At 50.7% G+C, this 20438-nt stretch carries 25 protein-coding genes; 13 read left to right on the top strand and 12 right to left on the bottom strand.

The genetic code is table 11. From position 1 onward, the window contains the following. Nucleotides 1–16: 16 nt before the first annotated feature. The 9 genes from ptsN to IFO68_RS10520 form a co-directional block, all read right to left on the bottom strand. On the bottom strand, nt 17–469 hold the full coding sequence (ptsN, locus tag IFO68_RS10560; protein WP_192015849.1) for a PTS IIA-like nitrogen regulatory protein PtsN: 453 nt from the start codon (nt 467–469) through the stop codon (nt 17–19). 1 nt (nt 470) lies between these two features. Further along, the gene (gene hpf, locus IFO68_RS10555; RefSeq protein ID WP_027253714.1) at nt 471–758 is read right to left on the bottom strand and encodes a ribosome hibernation promoting factor; all 288 of its coding nucleotides are present in this window, start codon (nt 756–758) and stop codon (nt 471–473) included. Between the two features lie 28 nt (nt 759–786). Then, a complete protein-coding gene (locus IFO68_RS10550; RefSeq protein WP_370630676.1) occupies nt 787–2229 on the bottom strand; it encodes an RNA polymerase factor sigma-54 in 1443 nt (480 codons plus the stop codon). Nucleotides 2230–2392: 163 nt separating this feature from the next. Next, the gene (gene lptB, locus IFO68_RS10545) at nt 2393–3118 is read right to left on the bottom strand and encodes an LPS export ABC transporter ATP-binding protein (RefSeq protein WP_027253712.1); all 726 of its coding nucleotides are present in this window, start codon (nt 3116–3118) and stop codon (nt 2393–2395) included. A 12-nt stretch (nt 3119–3130) separates the two neighbouring features. Next, a complete protein-coding gene (gene lptA, locus IFO68_RS10540) occupies nt 3131–3631 on the bottom strand; it encodes a lipopolysaccharide transport periplasmic protein LptA (protein ID WP_192015847.1) in 501 nt (166 codons plus the stop codon). Beyond that, nucleotides 3612–4175 (bottom strand): LPS export ABC transporter periplasmic protein LptC, encoded by a 564-nt coding sequence (gene lptC / locus IFO68_RS10535; RefSeq protein WP_192015846.1) that lies wholly within the window; start codon nt 4173–4175, stop codon nt 3612–3614. The genes lptA and lptC overlap by 20 nt, the downstream gene beginning before the upstream one ends. Continuing rightward, the gene (kdsC, locus tag IFO68_RS10530; protein ID WP_192015845.1) at nt 4172–4732 is read right to left on the bottom strand and encodes a 3-deoxy-manno-octulosonate-8-phosphatase KdsC; all 561 of its coding nucleotides are present in this window, start codon (nt 4730–4732) and stop codon (nt 4172–4174) included. Before kdsC ends, lptC begins: the two co-directional genes overlap by 4 nt. Then, entirely contained in the window at nt 4732–5703 is a 972-nt protein-coding gene (gene kdsD, locus IFO68_RS10525) for an arabinose-5-phosphate isomerase KdsD (RefSeq protein WP_192015844.1), read from the bottom strand. The genes kdsC and kdsD overlap by 1 nt, the downstream gene beginning before the upstream one ends. 14 nt (nt 5704–5717) lie before the next feature. Continuing rightward, nucleotides 5718–6686 carry a calcium/sodium antiporter gene (locus IFO68_RS10520; RefSeq protein WP_192015843.1) on the bottom strand — a complete coding sequence of 323 codons (969 nt, stop codon included), beginning with the start codon at nt 6684–6686 and terminating at the stop codon, nt 5718–5720. A 419-nt stretch (nt 6687–7105) separates the two neighbouring features. On the opposite strand from IFO68_RS10520, the gene mlaF reads away from it, so the two are divergent. The 7 genes from mlaF to murA are packed head-to-tail and all read left to right on the top strand — an operon-like array spanning nt 7106 to nt 11750. Beyond that, nucleotides 7106–7918: a phospholipid ABC transporter ATP-binding protein MlaF gene (gene mlaF, locus IFO68_RS10515; protein ID WP_192015842.1), complete on the top strand. Its 813-nt coding sequence runs from the start codon at nt 7106–7108 to the stop codon at nt 7916–7918. 58 nt (nt 7919–7976) lie between these two features. Beyond that, nucleotides 7977–8759: a lipid asymmetry maintenance ABC transporter permease subunit MlaE gene (gene mlaE, locus IFO68_RS10510; protein WP_046220587.1), complete on the top strand. Its 783-nt coding sequence runs from the start codon at nt 7977–7979 to the stop codon at nt 8757–8759. 2 nt (nt 8760–8761) lie between these two features. Then, nucleotides 8762–9241, top strand: a complete 480-nt coding sequence (mlaD, locus tag IFO68_RS10505) for an outer membrane lipid asymmetry maintenance protein MlaD (protein WP_192015841.1) — start codon at nt 8762–8764, stop codon at nt 9239–9241. Between the two features lie 11 nt (nt 9242–9252). Then, a complete protein-coding gene (gene mlaC, locus IFO68_RS10500) occupies nt 9253–9888 on the top strand; it encodes a phospholipid-binding protein MlaC (protein WP_192015840.1) in 636 nt (211 codons plus the stop codon). Between the two features lie 2 nt (nt 9889–9890). Beyond that, entirely contained in the window at nt 9891–10202 is a 312-nt protein-coding gene (locus IFO68_RS10495) for an STAS domain-containing protein (protein ID WP_192015839.1), read from the top strand. 26 nt (nt 10203–10228) lie between these two features. Then, the gene (ibaG, locus tag IFO68_RS10490; protein WP_027253701.1) at nt 10229–10483 is read left to right on the top strand and encodes a BolA family iron metabolism protein IbaG; all 255 of its coding nucleotides are present in this window, start codon (nt 10229–10231) and stop codon (nt 10481–10483) included. A 10-nt stretch (nt 10484–10493) separates the two neighbouring features. After that, the gene (murA, locus tag IFO68_RS10485; protein ID WP_192015838.1) at nt 10494–11750 is read left to right on the top strand and encodes a UDP-N-acetylglucosamine 1-carboxyvinyltransferase; all 1257 of its coding nucleotides are present in this window, start codon (nt 10494–10496) and stop codon (nt 11748–11750) included. Between the two features lie 85 nt (nt 11751–11835). Here murA and degS read toward each other — a convergent pair whose 3' ends face one another. From degS to zapG, 3 genes are all read right to left on the bottom strand, one after another. Beyond that, the gene (degS, locus tag IFO68_RS10480; RefSeq protein WP_192015837.1) at nt 11836–12900 is read right to left on the bottom strand and encodes an outer membrane-stress sensor serine endopeptidase DegS; all 1065 of its coding nucleotides are present in this window, start codon (nt 12898–12900) and stop codon (nt 11836–11838) included. Nucleotides 12901–13061: 161 nt separating this feature from the next. Next, complete coding sequence (locus IFO68_RS10475; RefSeq protein WP_192015836.1) at nt 13062–14432, bottom strand: Do family serine endopeptidase; 1371 nt, start codon at nt 14430–14432, stop codon at nt 13062–13064. Between the two features lie 83 nt (nt 14433–14515). After that, nucleotides 14516–14953, bottom strand: coding sequence for a Z-ring associated protein ZapG (gene zapG, locus IFO68_RS10470; protein ID WP_192015835.1), 438 nt, complete (start codon nt 14951–14953; stop codon nt 14516–14518). Nucleotides 14954–15162: 209 nt separating this feature from the next. Here zapG and zapE point away from each other — a divergent pair, with 209 nt between their 5' ends. The 6 genes from zapE to IFO68_RS10440 all read left to right on the top strand — a co-directional run bounded on the left by zapE (nt 15163) and on the right by IFO68_RS10440 (nt 20396). Beyond that, entirely contained in the window at nt 15163–16266 is a 1104-nt protein-coding gene (gene zapE, locus IFO68_RS10465; RefSeq protein WP_192015834.1) for a cell division protein ZapE, read from the top strand. Nucleotides 16267–16485: 219 nt separating this feature from the next. Beyond that, nucleotides 16486–16914, top strand: a complete 429-nt coding sequence (gene rplM / locus IFO68_RS10460) for a 50S ribosomal protein L13 (RefSeq protein WP_027253695.1) — start codon at nt 16486–16488, stop codon at nt 16912–16914. A 15-nt stretch (nt 16915–16929) separates the two neighbouring features. Beyond that, nucleotides 16930–17322: a 30S ribosomal protein S9 gene (gene rpsI, locus IFO68_RS10455; protein WP_027253694.1), complete on the top strand. Its 393-nt coding sequence runs from the start codon at nt 16930–16932 to the stop codon at nt 17320–17322. Nucleotides 17323–17806: 484 nt separating this feature from the next. Next, nucleotides 17807–18397, top strand: coding sequence for a ubiquinol-cytochrome c reductase iron-sulfur subunit (gene petA, locus IFO68_RS10450; protein WP_120513397.1), 591 nt, complete (start codon nt 17807–17809; stop codon nt 18395–18397). Further along, nucleotides 18397–19662 carry a cytochrome b gene (locus tag IFO68_RS10445; RefSeq protein ID WP_192015833.1) on the top strand — a complete coding sequence of 422 codons (1266 nt, stop codon included), beginning with the start codon at nt 18397–18399 and terminating at the stop codon, nt 19660–19662. The genes petA and IFO68_RS10445 overlap by 1 nt, the downstream gene beginning before the upstream one ends. Next, the gene (locus IFO68_RS10440) at nt 19659–20396 is read left to right on the top strand and encodes a cytochrome c1 (RefSeq protein ID WP_192015832.1); all 738 of its coding nucleotides are present in this window, start codon (nt 19659–19661) and stop codon (nt 20394–20396) included. The genes IFO68_RS10445 and IFO68_RS10440 overlap by 4 nt, the downstream gene beginning before the upstream one ends. The last annotated feature ends 42 nt before the right edge of the window (nt 20397–20438 follow it).

Below are 20438 nucleotides of genomic sequence, written 5' to 3'. Positions count from 1 at the left end.
CCCTTCCTGATGGCTGTTATGACGGCTCTGAGGTCATGATCTGGTAAAGCTCTTCATCGCTTTTGGCAGCTCTGAGCTGCTTGAGAACCGCTTTATCGCTGAGTTTTTCTGCCATGCCGGACAGCGTCTTCAGGTGTTCTTTGCACTGGGCATCGGGCACCAGAAGCGCAAAAAGCAGATCGACGGGTTGATTGTCAATCGCATCGAACTGGATAGGTTGCTGACACTGGATCAGCACCGCAATCGCTTGTTCGCTGTCGGTGACACGACCATGAGGAATGGCAATACCATTACCAATACCTGTACTCCCCATTTTTTCACGGTTGAGCATACACTCAAACAGTGGTTGAGGGTTCTGGTTTAAATGTTGGCCAGCAATTTCGCTGATGATTTCCAGCGCACGTTTTTTACTGGAGCAGTGGACTGCACTCTTGGTGCAGTCCAGGCTTAATACTCGACTCAGTTGCATGTTAATGACTATTGAGTTTGTCTTTATGTTTGTTCAGTTGACGGACCAGTTTATCAGTTAATTGATCAATTGCCGCATACATATTTTCAGAATCTGCTTTCGCGTGGATTTCTCCAGCGTTAATGTGCAGTGTTGCCTCGGCAATCTGCTGCATTTTTTCTACATTCAGAACAACATGCACGTTATTAATTTTGTCGAAAAAGCGTTCCAGCTTATCGAACTTTGTTGTCACATACTCACGCAGGGCTGGGGTAATTTCAATGTGGTGACCAGTGAGATTAATTTGCATAGACATCTTCCTCCTTAATCGCCGGCAATCAGAGCAGGCGCTTTCTTTGGCTTGACGGCGGGATACCCAGCGATTCACGGTATTTGGCTATTGTGCGTCTAGCCACCATGATGCCTTGATCCGCCAGTAATGTCGCAATTTTGCTATCACTCAAGGGTTTGGCCTGATTTTCGGCCGCAACCAATTTCTTCACCAGCGCGCGAATAGCCGTGGAGGAGCATTCTCCGCCGTTATCCGTACTGACATGGCTTGAGAAGAAGTACTTCAACTCAAAAATACCGCGTGGGGTGTGCATAAACTTCTGGGTGGTCACCCGGGAGATCGTTGATTCGTGCATTTCAACGGCCAGGGCAATATCGTTGAGGACCATAGGCTTCATGGCTTCCTCACCGTATTCAAAAAAATCTTGCTGATGTTCAACAATGCAGCGGGCCACTTTCAGCAGGGTATCATTGCGGCTCTCCAGGCTCTTGATCAGCCATTTAGCATCCTGAAGGTGGCTACGGATAAACTGGCTGTCGGCACTGTTGCGCGTTTGTTTGCTCATCGCGGCGTATTGTTCGTTGACGCGAAGGCGCGGCACACTGTCCGGGTTGATAGTCACCACCCATTTGCCTTTATCTTTGAACACAGAAACGTCAGGAATGACGTACTCGGTTTCCGAGGCCACCACGCGGTTGCCCGGACGGGGCTCAAGCGTGTGAATCAGCGCCATGACATTTTTTAGCTCATCTTCTTTGAGCTTAGTGTCGCGCATCAGCTGGCGATAGTCGCGGTTACCCAGTAAATCCAGGTGCTCAATCAGCACCATTTTCGCTTCACTCAGCCAGGGCGTATCTTCCGGGTAAGTGGCCAGTTGTAGCAGCAGGCACTCGCGCAGATCGCGTGACGCCACGCCCAGAGGATCAAATTGCTGGACGCGTTTGAGGACGGCTTCGACTTCATCGAGTTCGACGTTTTCATCGCCCATGCTTTCCAGAATATCGTCGCAGGTGCTTGTGAGATAGCCTTTCTCGTCAACGGCATCAATGATGGCAAAAGCAATCGCGCGGTCGGTGTCGCTGAACGGTGTCAGCTCCAGCTGCCACATCAGGTAATCCTGCAGGGTTTCTGTGGTTTCGCCCTGATAGACAGGCATGTCGTCATCCGGTGCAATCCCGGCACTGCCGGTACCGGCGCTGTAGACATCATCCCAGGTGGTATCAACGGGCAGCTCGGCCGGCATTTCCCTTTGTTCAATGACATCTGAGGTATCGAAGGAATCGCTGCTGATGTCCTCATATTGCTCTGCGGCATCGTTTTTGCCGTCGGTGTGAACGTCCTCAGCATCAGATGACGGGGTGTCGCCATCCGGGTGGCTTTCGTCAAGCTCCAGCAGGGGGTTGGCATCTAAGGCCTCCTGGATTTCCTGTTGCAGATCCAGGGTAGAAAGTTGCAGCAGACGAATGGCCTGTTGCAGTTGCGGCGTCATTGCCAATTGTTGGCCAAGCTTGAGCTGGAGCGAAGTTTTCATGCGTGTACAGACACCTTGTGATTATTGTATGAATCGCTTGTTTTGGGGTCTTTAGACCAGTCGAATCAAAACCTTCGACCAGCCTTGGCAGCTTACCTCGGTTGTGTCCTTTTATCTATAACTATAGACGGAACTGGTCTCCCAGATAGACGCGTTTCACGTGTTCATCATTGAGAACATCAGACGGTGTACCGTGAGCAATCAGCTGTCCCTGGCTGACGATATATGCGTGCTCGCAAACGTCCAGTGTTTCCCGCACATTGTGGTCTGTGATTAACACGCCAAGACCGCGATCTCTGAGGTGTTCGATGATCTTCTTAATGTCGATCACCGAAATGGGATCGACCCCGGCAAAGGGTTCATCCAGCAAAATAAACTTAGGGTTTGCCGCCAGTGCGCGGGCTATCTCTACCCGGCGCCGCTCACCGCCTGACAATGCCATGCCCTGACTGTTGCGAATATGCTGAATATGGAACTCATCCAGCAGTTCCTCAAGCTTGTCCTGGCGTTCGGCTTTGCTCAGATCGGAGCGGGTCTGCAAAACCGCCATCAGGTTGTCATGTACACTCAGCTTGCGGAAGATAGACGCTTCCTGAGGCAGATAGCCAATCCCCATACGGGCACGGTTATGCATCGGCTGCAGGCTGATGTCGTGGCCGTCAATGGTGATCTGGCCTTCATCACGGGCGACCAGACCGACAATCATATAAAACGACGTGGTTTTGCCGGCACCGTTCGGGCCAAGCAGACCGACAATCTTGCCAGATTCCACTTCCAGGCTGACATCGGAAACGACTTTGCGGCCGTTATAGCTTTTCGCCAGATGGGTTGCGGTTAACTTTGACATTCGTTCTCTTATTTATTGTTTTTGTTTGATCTGGTTCGGCTGCAGTATGGTGGTCACGCGCTGTTGATCACCACTGGTTGCCACCAGCTTCTGCTCATCAATTTTGTAACTGATGGTTTTGCCCTTAATTTCGCTGCCTTCCTGAATCAGCACGGCTTTGTCTGTCATCTTGAGAAATTCGCTTGCCGTTTCATAGCGCATTTGCATGGCAGAGCCGTTGATCGGTTTGCCGTCATCCATCTTCTGATAAAACGTGGCCGGAGAACCATAGGCATCTATGGTTTGCTGATCGCCATTCTGAGTCTGGCGCGTGACAATGATTTTGTCGGCCCGGATATCAATACTGCCCTGACGCAGCGAGACGTTGCCGGTAAAGGTCACCACATTTTTCTGGATGTCCAACTCCTGGCTGTCCGAGTTGATATATATCGGCTGCTCGGTATCGTTGCTTAATGCCCAGCCAGAGGTGCTGACTATCAGGCACAGCAGGGCGCTAATTTTGCAAAGCTTCATATCTACCTTTCACATTATTCATCAGGGTCGCCACACTGCGTTCCATGTTCCCTTTCATCCCAATACCTTCATTCTGAAAGGCACTGCCGGTAATAGTGACCGGATCGGGGGTGTCGAAATCTTTGCTGATTAAATCTAATCGCAGTGTATCTGTTTTTATCGCATTAATGGCGGAGTCAGGTAACAGATTGAAGATCCGCACATTACCAGACATCTGCAGAATGTGTTCTTTATCTAGTGTGGCGTGATTTGCACTGATGCGCCATTCACTTTCTGTACCTTCTTTGTATACCCAAATCACAGGTTGCTGGAATTCGGTATTACCACTGAGGTTGTAATACTCCAGCGTGTCTGATTCGATGCGGTAGCTGCGAATACCCGCTTCGTTGTACGAGGTATTTTTCACCCCGGTACCGGTAAAGATCGGCTTTTCGTTATCGGGTGCGGTCAGCGTGTCCTGCTGCCAGTGCTTTTGCAGCAGGTAGTAACCGGTCCATGCACACAGTATGGCCAGCACCACACAGAATAGCCGGTTTAACGTCATATACTCAGGCCCTTATGCTGATCCAATTCGCCGCGCGCCTCAAGTATCAGATCGCAGACTTCCCGTACCGCGCCATAGCCGCCTTTGATGTGGGTGGTCAGATCGGCACGCTGTGACAGCAGCGGGTGGCCATCGGCGACGCAAACGGACAGCCCTACTTCGGCCATCACTGGCCAGTCAATGAGGTCATCGCCGATATAGGCCGTATGTTCAGCCGCAATACCCAGTTTATTAACGATATCCAGATAGGCTGCCAGTTTGTTGTCCTGGCCCTGATAGATATGCTGGATACCCAGTGCCGACATGCGGTTTTCAACAATCTGCGAGCGGCGACCTGTGATGATGGCGACGTCGACGCCGGCGGCCATCAGAGATTTGATGCCATAGCCGTCCCGGGTATGGAAGGTTTTCAGTTCTTCGCCATTGTTACCCATGTAAATACGGCCATCGGAAAACACGCCATCAACATCGCAGATCAGCAGACGTATGTTTTTTGCCTGCTGAAAAAGATGCTGCGGGACCGGGCCGTACAGGGTGGATTGCATTGCTGTTGTCATTACATTACTCCGGCTCTGAGCAGATCATGCATATTCAGAGCACCTACCAGCCGTTGGTCATCGACAACCAGCAGGCCGTTAATTTTTCTTTCTTCCATCAGTTTAAGCCCTTCAGCGGCCAGTACCTGAGAGGAAATGGTTGCCGGATTCGCAGACATGACTTCACCTATACGCGTCTGATGGATATCAATGCGTTTATCGAGCAAGCGGCGAAGGTCACCATCGGTAAAGATGCCGCTTAACATTTGGTTATCGTCAACGATGGCCGTCATACCCAGTCCCTGGCGGGAGACTTCGAGCAGGGCATCTTTTATGCTGGCATCCTGATGGATAACGGGCAGGCGCTCACCGCTGTGCATCACATCGGCAATACGCAGCAGCAACTTACGACCCAGCGCGCCGCCGGGGTGAGAGAGAGCAAAATCGTCAGCAGTAAAACCGCGCGCTTCCATCAGCGCAATGGCCAGCGCATCCCCCATGGCCAGGGTGGCCGTGGTACTGGAGGTGGGGGCCAGGTTCAGCGGGCAGGCTTCCTGATTGACCGTGATTTGCAAATGCACCTGAGCCAGCCGTGCCATGGTGGATTCGGGTTTGCCTGTCATGCTGATTAAAGCAATGCCCTGGCGTTTAATCACAGGCAATAGCGTCAGAATTTCACCGGCTTCACCGGAATTGGAAATGGCCAGCACGATATCACGCTTATCCAGCATGCCCAGATCACCGTGACTGGCTTCTCCTGGGTGGACAAAAAATGCCGGAGTGCCAGTGCTGGCAAGGGTGGCGGCAATCTTACAGCCGATATGGCCGGATTTTCCCATCCCCATGACGATCACTTTTCCCTGGCAGCGGCTGATGAGCTGACAGGCTTCGCTGAAACTGCCATTGATATATTGCGACAGGCCTTTGAGGGCTTCCGCTTCAATGTCAATCACACGTCGGCCAATCTGGCCGTAGTCAAAGGAATCAGGCATAGTTTCGCTCTCGGTTAAGCCGCCATATTATAAAGCAGATAGCTCTGATAGGCGACAAAGCATAAAATCAGAATCAAGCCTTCCAGGCGGTTGATACGACGGCGTCTGCCCAGTGCCATCAGAACCAGCAGGACAGAGATACCCAGCATCACGTAAAAGTCACGCCCCATTGCCAGCGGACTGATCACTGAAGGGTTGAGCAGGCCAGGCAGCCCCATCACAGCCAGAATATTGAAGACATTAGAACCGATGATGTTACCTACGGCCATGTCGTCTTCGCCTTTGTGGATGCTGGCAATCGACGCCGCCAGTTCCGGCAGGCTGGTACCGACGGCAATGATCGTCAGGCCGATAACCAGATCGCTCATGCCGAAGTATTTGGCAATAGTCACGGCAGAATCAACCAGCATGTTGGCCGCATAAGGCAGTAATAGCAATCCAATCACAATCCATACTGACGCCGCCATATTGCTGACGCCCTGAGGAATTTCAGATTCCTGCTCTTCCAGCAGTATGTCTTGAGCGCCATTATTTCCGCTGCGGCTGATCTTCAGCATTGCCAGAATGAAAATAACAAACAGAACAACCAGTAAGACGCCTTCAAAAAAGCCTAAATAACTGTCCCACAGCAGTACACCGGCAATCAGTGTGACCACCATCATCAGCGGGAGTTCACGGCGAATGATGCCGGAACTGATGGATAAAGGCTTGATAAGGGCGGTTAACCCCAGGATTAACGCAATATTTGCAATGTTTGAACCCAGTACGTTACCGACGGCAGTGTCAGTTTTTCCCGCCAGTGCGGCAGTGGCAGAGACCATCATTTCCGGGGCGGAAGAGCCCATCGCCAATATGGTCATACCGATAATGAGCGGGGCAACCCCTAAATTCCTTGCTAAGGCTGCTGCTCCAAACACAAGTCGATCCGCACTCCATACCAGTAACGTAAGTCCGATACCGAGTAACAAGATGGCTTCAAGCATTATAAACCCTTATAGATTTTTCAATGAGCTGGTTTTTAAGGGGGTAATTTTGACGTTTCACTGACGAAAATGGAAGGAAAAGCCGAGAGTATTTGCTTTTGGGGCTGTGATCTTTATATGGGAAATAGGCCACTGATGCAAAGTGAGTGTGTTTATGGCACTGAATACACAGCGGGATTGGTTTCATTCAGGACTTTTATGTTATAAAAAACAAGATTCATAACCTGAACGGGTCTGTGCTATTCGGGCAACGGCCAAGAACGAAAAATCACAACGAGCTGACAGGTATTACCTTGAGTTGGTCAGGGAATCTACCTATGATCAACCACATGCAATATAACTAATTAATTACATTCAATTATGCTTGTATCGACGTGCATTCCGGATGAATCACTGATGCAAGGGTATTTAGGAAGGTTATGACAGCAACCGAAGCGCTAATTCGAATTAACAACCTGACGTTTTCCCGGGGTGAACGCAAAATCTTCGATGATGTGTCACTGGAGGTGCCGAAAGGCAAGATCACTGCCATCATGGGGCCGTCCGGCATTGGTAAAACGACCTTGCTTCGTCTGATTGGTGGACAGATTATGCCGGATCAGGGGGAGGTTTGGTTTGATGATAAAAATATCCCAGCCTTGTCGCGCAACGACTTGTACCGGGCGCGTAAGCGGATGAGTATGCTCTTTCAGTCTGGTGCGCTGTTTACCGACATGACAGTTTTTGACAATGTGGCGTTTCCTTTACGTGAGCACACAGATCTGCCTGAAGAGTTGCTGCGTACTTTAGTGCTGCTCAAACTCGAAGCTGTCGGGTTACGGGGAGCGGCTAATTTAATGCCTAACGAGCTGTCCGGTGGCATGGCTCGTCGTGCTGCGCTGGCGCGTGCGATAGCACTCGATCCCGACCTCATCATGTATGACGAACCTTTTGTCGGGCAGGATCCCATTACCATGGGAGTACTGGTCAAGCTGATCCATAGCCTGAACGAGGCCCTGAATATTACCTCAGTTATTGTGTCACACGATGTGCCCGAAGTGATGAGTATTGCCGACCATGTGTATTTGTTGTCAGGTGGCAAAATCATTGGCTGCGGCACCCCGGATGAACTGAACGCCAACCCCGATGAGAGAGTTCGCCAGTTTCTTGATGGAAACGCTGACGGTCCTGTGCCGTTCAAATTCCCTGCACAGGCACTGGAGCAGGATCTTTTCAGTCAGCTCTCGTCATAACCGCGCGCTCTATTCAGAGCCAGTGCGTTATCGCGAATAAGAAAGGTAATTCCATATTATGTTAACGGATTTTATCGTGCAGCTGGGCCAGAGTACGCTGTCCAGTTGTCGCACCATGGGACGGGCGACCTTGCTGTTATCCGGCGCACTGGTGAGTAAACCGCAACCTGCCAAAATGTTCCCATTGCTGTTAAAACAGCTTTATTCCGTTGGGGTGCTCTCAGTCGCTATCATTATGGTATCGGGCTTATTTATCGGTATGGTACTGAGTCTGCAAGGGTTTATTGTGCTGGTGGATTTTGGTGCAGAAACCAGCCTGGGCCAGATGGTGGCACTGTCGTTGTTGCGGGAGCTGGGGCCTGTGGTCACCGCCTTGCTGTTTGCCGGCCGGGCCGGCTCGGCCTTAACTGCTGAAATTGGCTTGATGAAAGCCACTGAGCAGATTTCCAGCATGGAAATGATGGCTGTCGATCCGCTTCGCCGTGTGGTCGCGCCGCGTTTCTGGGCGGGTGTTATTTCCATGCCGCTGCTGACAATGCTCTTTATTGCTGTTGGCATCTGGGGCGGCCAGCTGGTGGGTGTGAACTGGAAAGGTATTGATTACGGCAGCTTCTGGTCTGTGATGCAGTCATCGGTAGAGCTGGGCTATGACATAGGCAACAGCCTGATTAAGTCGCTGTGTTTTGCCGTCACCGTCACCTGGATTGCCGTTTTTAATGGTTTTGATGCCGTACCGACATCAGAAGGTATCAGCCGGGCAACTACCCGGACAGTCGTGAATTCTTCATTGGCGGTATTAGGTTTAGATTTTGTGCTGACAGCACTCATGTTTGGGAATTAATCATGCAACAGAACAGGCAACTAGAACTTTGGGTCGGCAGCTTTATATTAGCAGGCATTGTGGCGCTGCTGGTGCTGGTATTTAAAGTGGCGGATGTTAAAAGCTTCGGTAATTCTGAATCTTACGACCTGAAAGCGCGGTTTGAAAATATTGGCGGACTGAAAGTTCGCTCACCGGTCAAAGTGGGTGGTGTGACCATTGGCACAGTGAGTAATATCTCGTTGGATACAGAGTCTTATGTCCCCGTAGTGACACTCGCTATTGATAAGAAATACGGTTACTTTCCAGAAACCAGTTCCGCTGCCATTCTTACATCAGGCTTACTGGGCGAGCAGTACCTCGGGTTGTCTCCGGGCTTTATCGACGAAGGTATTGTGATGCTGGATGACGGTGACTTCATCGAAGACACCAAATCGGCACTGGTGCTGGAAGACATGATTGGCCAGGTACTGTACAGCATAGGCAACGACGGCGATAAATAAGGAAGAGTACAATGAAATTTTTGAAGATTTTATGCCTTACGATAGCGTGTATACCGCTCTTTGCCAGCGCCGCTACCGTAGATAAAACCGACCCCTATAAAATGATGCAGGCCGTGTCGCAACAGACATTTGCCCGTCTTAAGTCTGAGCAGGCTCAGATTCAGCGTAACCCTGACTATTTACGCACTGTAGTCCGTCAGGAACTGCTGCCTTATATCAACACCCGTTATGCCGCTTATAAAGTGCTTGGGCCGCAGTTGAAGCAGACAACCAAAGAGCAGCGCAATAACTTTGTTAATGCATTTACTGATTATCTGGTCGCCTCATATGCTCAGGTGCTGACTCAGTACACGGATCAGGAGATTCGGATGGAGCCGGTTAAGTCGGTGCCGGCCAGCAGCTCTATCGTGTCTATCCGTGTCGATATTCTGGATGCGCAACGTCCGCCTATTCGTCTGGATTTCAAACTGCGTAAGAATAAGCAGACCAATGAATGGCAAGGTTACGACATGGTGGCCGAAGGGGTCAGTATGATTTCAACCAAACAGAGTGAATGGAGTGGGCAACTGCGCACGCAGGGTGTCGACAAGGTCACGCAGGATTTACGTGCTCTGGCGGCTAAGCCAATCAAACCTGAGGAAAAATGACCATGGGGAATCCCGCCGTCCATTGGCAGGTGCAGGAAAATGGCTATTACCGCTTGTCAGGAGTGCTGGAACGTGACACAGTGCCAGCCTTTTGGCAGCAAAGACGTGAATGGATGCCACAAGATGCTAAGGTCACGATCGAACTGTCTGACCTGACTCGGGTAGACTCTGCGGGTATGGTTATGCTGCTGCACTTGCACCGGGAACTCACTCAGGCAGGACGTCATCTGGTGCTGCAAGGCGTGCCGCAACAATTGTTAACCCTGCTCCGCCTTAGTCATGTCGACACTGTGCTGGCTGCCTGTATGGAATGATCAACAGCTCAAGTAGAGGATAGCTTGTGGAAATATCTGAAATTAAACAAATTCTTGAAAATGCGTTGGAGCTGGATGAAGTCATAGTGAATGGCGAAGGCAGCCACTATCAGGTGATTGCTGTCGGTGCAATGTTTGACGGTATGAGCCGTGTGAAAAAACAGCAGGCAGTCTATGCACCTTTGATGTCGCATATTGCCAGTAATGCCATTCATGCCTTGTCAATCAAAGCCTACACTCCTGAAGAGTGGGCGCGTGACAAGAAGCTGATGTCTTTGTAAGAGATAACCAATGCAGAAGTTTCGAATTCAGGGCAATGGCCCACTCCGCGGTGAAGTCGCGATTTCGGGCGCAAAAAATGCTGCCCTGCCAATTTTGTTTGCCTCACTGCTGGCAGAAGAGCCGGTAGAAGTCGGCAATGTTCCAAAGTTGCGTGATATTGACACCACCATGGAACTGCTGAGCCGTTTAGGCGCAAAAGTGGAGCGCAATGGCTCTGTGTATGTCGATGCCAGCAATATCAATGAATATTGTGCCCCTTACGATCTGGTGAAAACCATGCGTGCTTCAATTTGGGCGCTCGGGCCTCTGGTTGCCCGCTTCGGTAAGGGCCAGGTGTCGCTGCCAGGTGGTTGCGCTATCGGTGCCCGTCCGGTTGATTTGCACATTCATGGCCTGGAACAACTGGGGGCAACTATCACCCTGGAAGAAGGCTATGTGAAAGCCGAAGTGGCTGGCCGCCTGCAAGGCGCCCGCATAGTGATGGATAAAGTCAGCGTTGGTGCGACTGTGACCATCATGTCGGCGGCGACGCTGGCACAAGGCAAAACCGTGATTGAGAATGCCGCCCGTGAACCGGAAATTGTCGATACTGCCGATTTCCTCAATACTCTGGGTGCAAAAATCTCGGGTGCCGGTACAGATACGATAGTTATCGAAGGTGTTGAGCGTCTGGGCGGTGGTTATCATGAAGTGCTGCCGGATCGCATTGAAACCGGTACCTTCCTGGTCGCTGCGGCTATTTCTGGCGGAAAAGTGGTGTGTCGTAACACCCGTCCTTCGCTACTCGAAGCCGCCCTGGCGAAGCTGGAAGAATCCGGTGCCCTGATTGAGACCGGTGACGATTGGATCAGTCTGGACATGACGGGTCGCGAGCTGACCGCAGTCAATATCCGCACTGCGCCACACCCTGGTTTCCCGACCGATATGCAGGCACAGTTTTCTTTGCTGAATCTGGTCGCCAAAGGTACCGGCATCATTACCGAAACGATCTTTGAGAACCGTTTCATGCACATTCCTGAGCTCATCCGCATGGGCGCGCATGCTGAAATCGAAGGTAACACTGTGATTTGTGGTGATACTGACGGCCTGAGCGGTGCTCAGGTGATGGCAACCGATCTGCGCGCCTCAGCCAGCCTGGTCATCGCCGGTAACATTGCCAAAGGTGAGACGATTGTTGATCGTATTTATCACATTGACCGTGGCTACGAGCATATCGAAGAGAAGCTGCGTGGTCTGGGAATGAAGATTGAGCGCTTCAGCGAGTAAGCTGCCAAAGTAATCTGGATGTCCAGTCACTGCTTTCAGTGTCTGGACATTGTCTACTGATCCTATCTCGCTATTCTTTTTCTGCTTATCTGTCCGGCTCATCGCCAATCAGCACAGTTAACTTCTTCGGTTTACCGTTGCGTAGCACCGTCATATCGACGTAGGTGCCAGGGCGCAGCTCTGTGACTATATCCAGCACATTGCGCATATCGGTAACCGGCTTGCCGTCAATCTCGACTAGGATGTCCTGAACCTTAAAGCCCGCTTTGGACGCAGGACCATCAGGATCCATGCCCATCACTATAATCCCTCTTACCTGCTCCGCATCATACAATCGAGCCATAACCGGATTGATTTCGCGGCCATCAATACCGATATAGCCACGGATCACCCGACCATCTGCGATGAGTTTATTCATGATCTTTTGTGTGAGCTGATAGGGAATGGCAAAGGAAATACCGTAGGTTTCAATGTCAGTCGCCTGCTGAAAAGAAGCGGTGTTGATACCGACCAGCTCGCCACGGGTGTTGACCAGTGCGCCACCTGAGTTGCCTTCGTTGATCGCTGCATCGGTCTGGAGAAAATCCTGCCGGCCATAGAAACTCATGCCGGAGCGACCGGTGGCAGAGATGATCCCGTAGGTGGTGGTCTGTCCCAGATTATAGGGGTTACCGATGGCCAGAACCACGTCGCCCACAGCAGGGGGATAATCCGGGTTTAGTGGAATGACAGGCAGATTTTCGGCCTGGATCTTCAATACCGCGATATCGGTGCGTCTGTCTTTACCAATCAGCTGGGCCGTAAAAATGCGGCTATCCTGCAGTGCCACGATCACCTGATCCGCTTCGGCAACCACGTGATAGTTGGTCACTATATAGCCTTTATCACTCATGATAACGCCAGATCCAAGGCCCTGAGTACTCAATTGCAGGCGGTCTTCAGCATTGTAGCGGCGGTTATAGATATTAACGACAGCAGGGGAGGCACGGCGGACGGCATAACTGAAGGAAATCTGCTGCGGAACATCAGGCTGGCCATTGAGAGCGGCATCCGGAGAAAACATCTGGCTGCGCAGACTGGGGAAAGCAAGTAGCAAGACTCCAGCCGTCAGCACGCCCATTAAGGCGGATCGACTTAAAAATGCCAGCATTGATGCTCCCCTGATTGGCTCAAGCTTTACCATTAAAGCAAAAGGTTAAAAACCGATTGAGAATAGCATTTACATCCAGTTATCAACAAGTCGAAGCGGGAAGGAGATGACAGAAATGCCGCAGGAAAAACAGTCCGGGCAATTGCCCGGACCAGATTGCGTCAGCGGATAATGAGGTAAAGCTCGTTATTGCCTCGTCTGATTTCCAGCGCCAGCACGGAAGGCTTACTATCGAGGGCTTTGCGCAGCTGCCCAAGATTACCGATAGGCTGGCGGTTGAGACCGATAATGATGTCACCTTCTTTCAGTCCATAGCGGGCCGCCAGTGACTGTGGATCTATTTTGGTGACTTTCACCCCTTTGGTGTTGTCGTCAGCCGTGGTGTTACTGAATTCGGCACCGGTCAGGCTTTCATGCAGGTGATCGGCCTTGAGGTTGCTCATCTCGGCTTCTTGTAAGGTGACGTTGAACTCTTTCTCTTTTCCGTCACGCAGTACGCCTAAGTTGACGTCTTTACCAGCGCCGAGCGTGGCGATTTTGGCGCGTAATTCGCTGAAGGTGCGAATTTCTTTGTCGTTGACTGACACTATGATGTCACCCGCTTTCAGGCCGGCTTTCTCAGCCGCGGAGCCGGGCATGACCTGATTGACGAAGGCACCGTGATTGGTTTCGTAGCCAAAGGCTTCAGCCAGTTCTGATGTCAGCTCACCGCCCTGAACGCCCAGCACGCCTCGTTTCACTTTGCCAAATTCCAGAATCTGGCTGGTCAGGTTTTTCACCATATTGGCCGGAATGGCAAAACCAATACCGACGTTACCGCCGTTGGGGCCCAGAATCGCGGTATTGATACCGATGAGCTCACCATTAAGGTTGACTAACGCCCCCCCCGAGTTACCGCTGTTAATGGCGGCATCTGTCTGAATAAAGTTTTCGAAATTCTCGATGTTCAGTCCGCTGCGGCCCAGCGCTGAAACAATCCCTGAAGTGACTGTCTGACCCAGCCCGAACGGGTTGCCAATGGCCACGGTGAAATCACCGACGCGCAGTTGATCCGAGTCGGCAACGTTGATGGCTTTCAGGTTTTTGGTGTTGTCCAGGCGCAGCAAGGCAATGTCTGACATGCCGTCACTGCCTATCAGCTCGGCTTTTAGTTCGCGACCGTCATGCAGCTGAACCAGGATTTTATCTGCGCCATCAATGACATGGTGGTTGGTAACTACATAGCCTTTATCTGCATCAATAATGACCCCGGATCCCAAGCCGCGGAATGGACGCTCCTGAACCTGTTCGCTGGGGAAGTCAGGGCCGAAGAAATAGCGGAATGCTTCGGGAACTCTTTGCTTGGCAACATGCTTGCCTTCTACTGCGATACTGACCACAGCAGGAGTCACTTGTTCCAGCATGGGGGCAAGGCTGGGAAGTTGCTGATCATTAACAGCCAAAGGAAGCGCAGCGGAAGCAGTGATTGGGGACATCACTGCGCTAATACTTAACGCCAGCGCAGTCATTACAAGTAAAGGTTTTTTCATCATTACTCAACTCCGGTTTAACAAGTGCTAATTGTGACTTGTAAACCGGAGCAAAGTTCCAATAAATGTCAAATTTGTAACAATTCTTAACTGGCTTTGGCTGCTTCTGCCTGCTTCTGTTCAGCTCGCAACAGGCCGGATGCGCCGTTGGCATAATCCCGAGGCTGATGCGTGTCCAGCTCTGGTGTTTCGGTTTCTGGCTCATCAGCGATAGGAGTGAGTGTGCTGATACGCTGAGAGAAGGGGTTATCCTGTTCCGGCAGATTTGGCATCAGCTCTGCGGAGGTTTTTGCCATGTGCTCGTACAATTTACTGTAATCTTTTGCCAGGTTGTCCAGCAGGTCAGAGCTGCGGGCGAAATGATCAACCAATTCCTGGCGATACTGCTCCAGTTGGTATTTGGTTTTATCGAGCTCTTTTTGTAATTCTTTCTGTTGTTTCAGGTTTTTGTTCCCCAAACGGGCGGCAAAGGCACCGACCAGCGCGCCGGCTGCGAAAATCAAAATCGCGTAGATCCAAGCCATGAAAAACTCCTTGTGACTGTGAGTACAACAGGTTGACCTGTTTTGTTATTTCAAAAGCGTTATGTGCTTATTGGGTGGTTATCTAGTTACTATACATGCACATGAAGTGTCGTGGTACTATCTACGACCAAAGATGGACATATTAGAAGCTGTGAGTCCGGCAAGTTTGTCACCGGGTGCACGGCTATCGGTGACTGAGCAGGATGAGGATGACTCCCGAACAACGCTATCAAGAAGATCTGAAAAAACCGGGCTTTTTGCCTGACGCTGCCCAGGCAATGGCAGTTTCTCACCTTAATGATCTTTATCATCGTATGCAGGCTCCGCAACCAGAGCCAGTAAAACCTTCTCTGGTGAGCCGGCTGTTCAAGCGCCAGGCCGCTGAACCGGTTAAACCGGTCAAAGGCTTGTACTTCTGGGGAGGCGTCGGGCGTGGCAAAACCTACCTGGTTGACACCTTTTTCGACTGCCTGCCGACTGAACGAAAAATGCGGATGCATTTTCACCGTTTCATGCACCGCGTCCATAAAGAAATGCAGTCGCTTGGCAGCCAGAGCGATCCGCTGGAAAGAGTGGCGGACAGGTTTAAGCAGGACGCAGACATCATCTGCTTTGATGAGTTTTTTGTGTCAGACATTACCGATGCCATGATACTGGGCACCTTGTTCGAGGCCCTGTTCCGCCGCGGTATTACCCTGGTGGCTACCTCGAATATCCCGCCGGATCAACTGTACCGAAATGGCCTGCAGCGTGCGCGTTTCCTGCCTGCTATTGCGTTAATTCAAGAACACTGTGAGGTGGTGAATGTAGATTCGGGTGTCGACTACCGTCTACGGACACTGGAGCAGGCTGAAATATACCACTGGCCGCTCGATGCCAGCGCAGAAGAGAATATGCACCGCTATTTCATGCAGTTGTCCGCTGATCCCCGGCATGAGGGGCAGGACATACTGATCAATGACAGGCCGATTGCCACCCGCCATGAAGCGGAGGGGGTGGTGCATTTTACCTTTGATGCGCTGTGCCGCGGCGCGCGCAGTCAGTCAGACTATATGGATATCGCGCATACTTATCACAGCGTTCTTTTGTCTGACGTACCTGTGCTGACCGAAAAAGACGATGACGCTGCCCGCCGTTTTATTGCCATGGTCGATGAGTTTTACGAGCGTCATGTCAAGCTGATCATTTCGGCGGAAGCAGAAATGGACAAGCTGTATCAATCCGGTCGCCTGAACTTTGAATTTAAGCGGTGTTGCTCGCGCCTGATTGAAATGCAGAGCCATGAATATCTGGCCAGGCCGCATCTGGCTTAACGGGAGCGCTATTTTAGCTGGAAAATTAGCTGAACTTTTTTGGAAAAAAAGATGATTTTTTCCCCATGCTTCCGTATACTCTCGCGACCCACCGTACCTGTGACGGCGTTATGCCGGGAGTGCCAACCACTCGAAGGGGTGATGACTGGGCTCTATATACAGAGAGAGCGCTTTGCGTTCTTGGAAAGTGAAACTATTTAAAATTGGGTAAGAATTAGCATGAAAACTTTCGTTGCTAAACCAGAAACTGTAAAACGTGACTGGTATGTTGTTGACGCTGAAGGTAAAACACTGGGTCGTCTGGCAACTGAAATCGCATCTCGTCTGCGTGGTAAGCACAAGCCTGAGTACACTCCTCACGTTGACACCGGTGACTACATCGTTGTTATCAACGCTGAGAAAGTAGCAGTTACTGGCGCTAAGCGTACTGATAAGATGTATCACCGTCACACTGGCTACATCGGCGGTCTGAAAACTATCAGCTTCGACAAGCTGCTGGAGAAAAAGCCAGAAGCGATCATCGAAATTGCTGTTAAAGGCATGCTTCCTAAAGGTCCTCTAGGCCGTGCTATGTACCGTAAACTGAAAGTTTACGCAGGTAGCGAGCACAACCACGCTGCACAGCAGCCACAAGTTCTAGACATCTAATTGGGGAACATGACAATGGCAGAGAATCAATACTACGGCACTGGCCGCCGCAAAAGCTCAGCTGCTCGCGTTTTCGTAAAACCGGGTACTGGCAACATCGTAATCAACAAGCGCAGCATCGAAGAGTACTTCGGCCGCGAAACAGCTCGCATGGTTGTTCGTCAACCTCTTGAGCTGGTTGATATGACTGAGAAACTGGATCTGTACATCACTGTTAAAGGTGGTGGTATCACTGGTCAGTCTGGTGCGATCCGTCACGGTATCACTCGCGCTCTTATGGAGTACGATGAGACTTTACGTCCTGCTCTGCGTGCCGCTGGCTACGTTACTCGTGACGCACGTCGCGTTGAACGTAAGAAAGTTGGTCTGCGTAAAGCACGTCGTCGTCCACAGTTCTCTAAGCGTTAATTCAACGCACCAGAGATTTCTCTGGTTACTGTGTACATCAAAGCCCAGCCATTGTGCTGGGCTTTTTGCGTTTACTCGCAAAGAGAAATTGCAGAGTGCCGGTGTGCTGTCAGCGTGCAAGTAGTGCTATGGGCACCAGCCAGGCTAGGGGTGATTTATCCTGAACGGGAGCCTTTGTTAAGGCGCTTAATGCTGTTTTGTCGGCGACATTCAGGGATCTTGTCAAAAAAAATTGAATAATTGACACCATAGTTTGCATTTTTTCATCTTGACGACCAAGGAAATTAACCCCACAAATCTCTCACATTTGCGGTGTTTACCTTGTCTTAAAGTGGGGTTTTCTTTATCATTTGCCGCGATAAATAGCAGCATGAAAATTCTTAATCAATAAGCTGTTGAGTCTTTCCGTAGAAAGTTAGCCGTAAGCTCCAGGGACGCAGATGGAAAGAATAATCCTGAGCGGGAGCACATGGGAGAATGTTGGATGAGCAAAGCGCCAGTAAGTAACGGCCGACGCCGCTTCCTGACTGCGACGACCTCGGTTGTTGGAGGCTTAGGTGCAGTCGCTGTCGCCGTACCCTTTATCAAATCCTGGAATCCTAGCGCCAAAGCCAAGGCTGCGGGCGCGCCAGTTGAAGTTGATATCAGTAAATTAGAAGAAGGCCAGATGATCCGCGTAGAGTGGCGAGGCAAACCTGTATGGGTTGTACGCCGTAGCCAGGCTATTTTGGATGAACTGCCGACACACGATGATCGACTGCGTGATCCGCAGGCCACTGAACCTCAGCAGCCTGCTTACGCACAAAACCAATACCGTTCAGTTAAACCTGAAATCTTTCTTGCCGTCGGGATCTGTACCCACCTTGGCTGTTCTCCAACTTACCTGCCAGATAGTTTCAATGAGCAGGTCAGTGGCGTACCAGCAGGCTTTTTCTGTCCTTGTCACGGCTCTAAGTTTGATATGGCTGGTCGGGTTTTCCAAGGGGTGCCAGCACCGCTTAACCTGGTGATACCGCCTCATATGTTCCTGAACGACAACACGATTTTAGTGGGTCAAGATGAGGAGACGGCATAATGGAAGGCTTGCTGGGTTGGATTGAAAAACGTCTGCCAGTGATGAATGCTTATAAAAAGCATATGTCTGAGTACCCGATGCCGAAGAACTTTAACTTCTGGTATCTGTTTGGCTCACTGGCCATGCTGGTCCTGGTTAACCAAATCCTGACAGGGATCTGGCTGACCATGAACTATGTCCCATCAGGTGATGGGGCATTTGCTTCTGTTGAATACATCATGCGTGATGTGGATTACGGCTGGTTGTTGCGTTATATGCACTCCACAGGCGCTTCGGCGTTCTTTGTTGTGGTATACCTGCACATGTTCCGTGGTCTGATTTACGGCTCTTACAAGAAGCCGCGTGAATTGCTGTGGCTGTTCGGCATGCTGATTTTCCTGGTACTGATGGCTGAAGCCTTTATGGGTTACCTGCTGCCGTGGGGTCAGATGTCTTACTGGGGTGCGCAGGTCATCATTTCTCTGTTTGGTGCTATTCCTGTCATCGGTGATGATCTGACGCTGTGGATTCGTGGTGACTACGTGATCTCCGGTGCAACACTGAACCGTTTCTTTGCATTGCACGTTATCGCACTGCCAATTGTCCTGCTGCTGCTGATTGTTCTGCACATTCTGGCGCTGCACGAAGTGGGCTCTAATAACCCGGATGGTATTGAAACCAAACTGCCGAAAGGCGAGAAAGGTGGCAACTCCCAGTCTCGGTTCAAGTTCCACGAGTACTACAGCAATAAGTACGACATCATTGATTCAGTGCCGTTCCATCCTTACGGTACGGTAAAAGATCTTGTTGGTGTGGCTATCTTCGCTTTCTTGTTCAGTTATGTGATTTTCTTTAACCCTGAGATGGGCGGCTATTTCCTTGAGCCACCTAACTTTGAAGCGGCTAACCCGCTGAAGACACCGGAACACATTGCACCTGTATGGTATTTCACGCCTTTCTATGCGATTTTGCGTGCGGTTCCTGACAAACTGCTGGGTGTAATTGCGATGGGCCTGTCAATTGTAATGCTGTTTTTGCTGCCTTGGTTGGATCGCTGCAAAGTGCGTTCTTACCGTTACCGCAGCAAGCTGCACCTGGCTAACATCGCTCAGTTCACTGTCTGCTTCATTGCATTGGGTATTCTGGGTGCGCTTCCAGCCACTGCGGTATACACCTTGATGGCGCAGATCTTCAGTCTCGGTTACTTCATGTTCTTCGTGCTGCTGTATGTCTACAGCAAGAATGAGGCGACGAAACCGCTACCAGAGAGGGTCACATTCAAATGAAAAAGCTGATGGTTATGCTGCTGGCTCTGTTGCCGTCTCTGGCAATGGCTGCGGGTGGTAATGTTCACCTTGATGCGGCAAACAATGATTTGTCGGACGAAGCTTCACTGCAGCGCGGTGCACGTACTTTTGTTAACTATTGTTTTGGTTGTCATGCCACTCAGTATCAGCGTTACCAGCGTGTAGCGGAAGATCTGGATATCCCGGCAGACCTGATGATGGAAAACCTGATCTTTGATGAAAATGCTAAGATCGGCGATCTGATGACCAATGCGATCTCAGAAGATTACGCCGCGACCTCATTTGGTGCCCCGGCGCCGGATTTGACTCTGGTAGCCCGTGTACGTGGTGCTGACTGGTTGTATACCTATCTGCGTTCTTTTTATGCAGATCCAAGCCGTCCGTTTGGTGTGAATAACCTGGTCTTCCCAAGTGTGGGTATGCCACACGTGCTGGAGGAGCTGCAGGGTACACCACGTAAAGTGTTTGAGACACGCACCATTGATGGTCAGGAAGTACAGGAGTTTGTTGGCCTGGAAACTGAAGGTAATGGTGAACTGAACCCTGAAGAATATGACGCAGTGGTTCGTGATTTGGTTAACTTCCTTGAATATTCGGCAGAACCTATGAAGCTGGAACGTCAGCGTCTGGGTCTGTGGGTGATGGGCTTTATCGTTATCTTCTTTGTTCTGGCCTTGCTGCTGAAGAAAGAATATTGGCGCGATGTCCATTGATCGGGTAATCTAGTGCGTTAAGAAACTCGCAATGGGGGCAAG

Source organism: Photobacterium arenosum (assembly GCF_014841115.1).
GTDB classification, from domain to species: Bacteria; Pseudomonadota; Gammaproteobacteria; order Enterobacterales; family Vibrionaceae; genus Photobacterium; species Photobacterium arenosum.
Note: the sequence above shows the minus strand (reverse complement) of the source record. Positions and strands in the feature narration are given on the sequence as shown.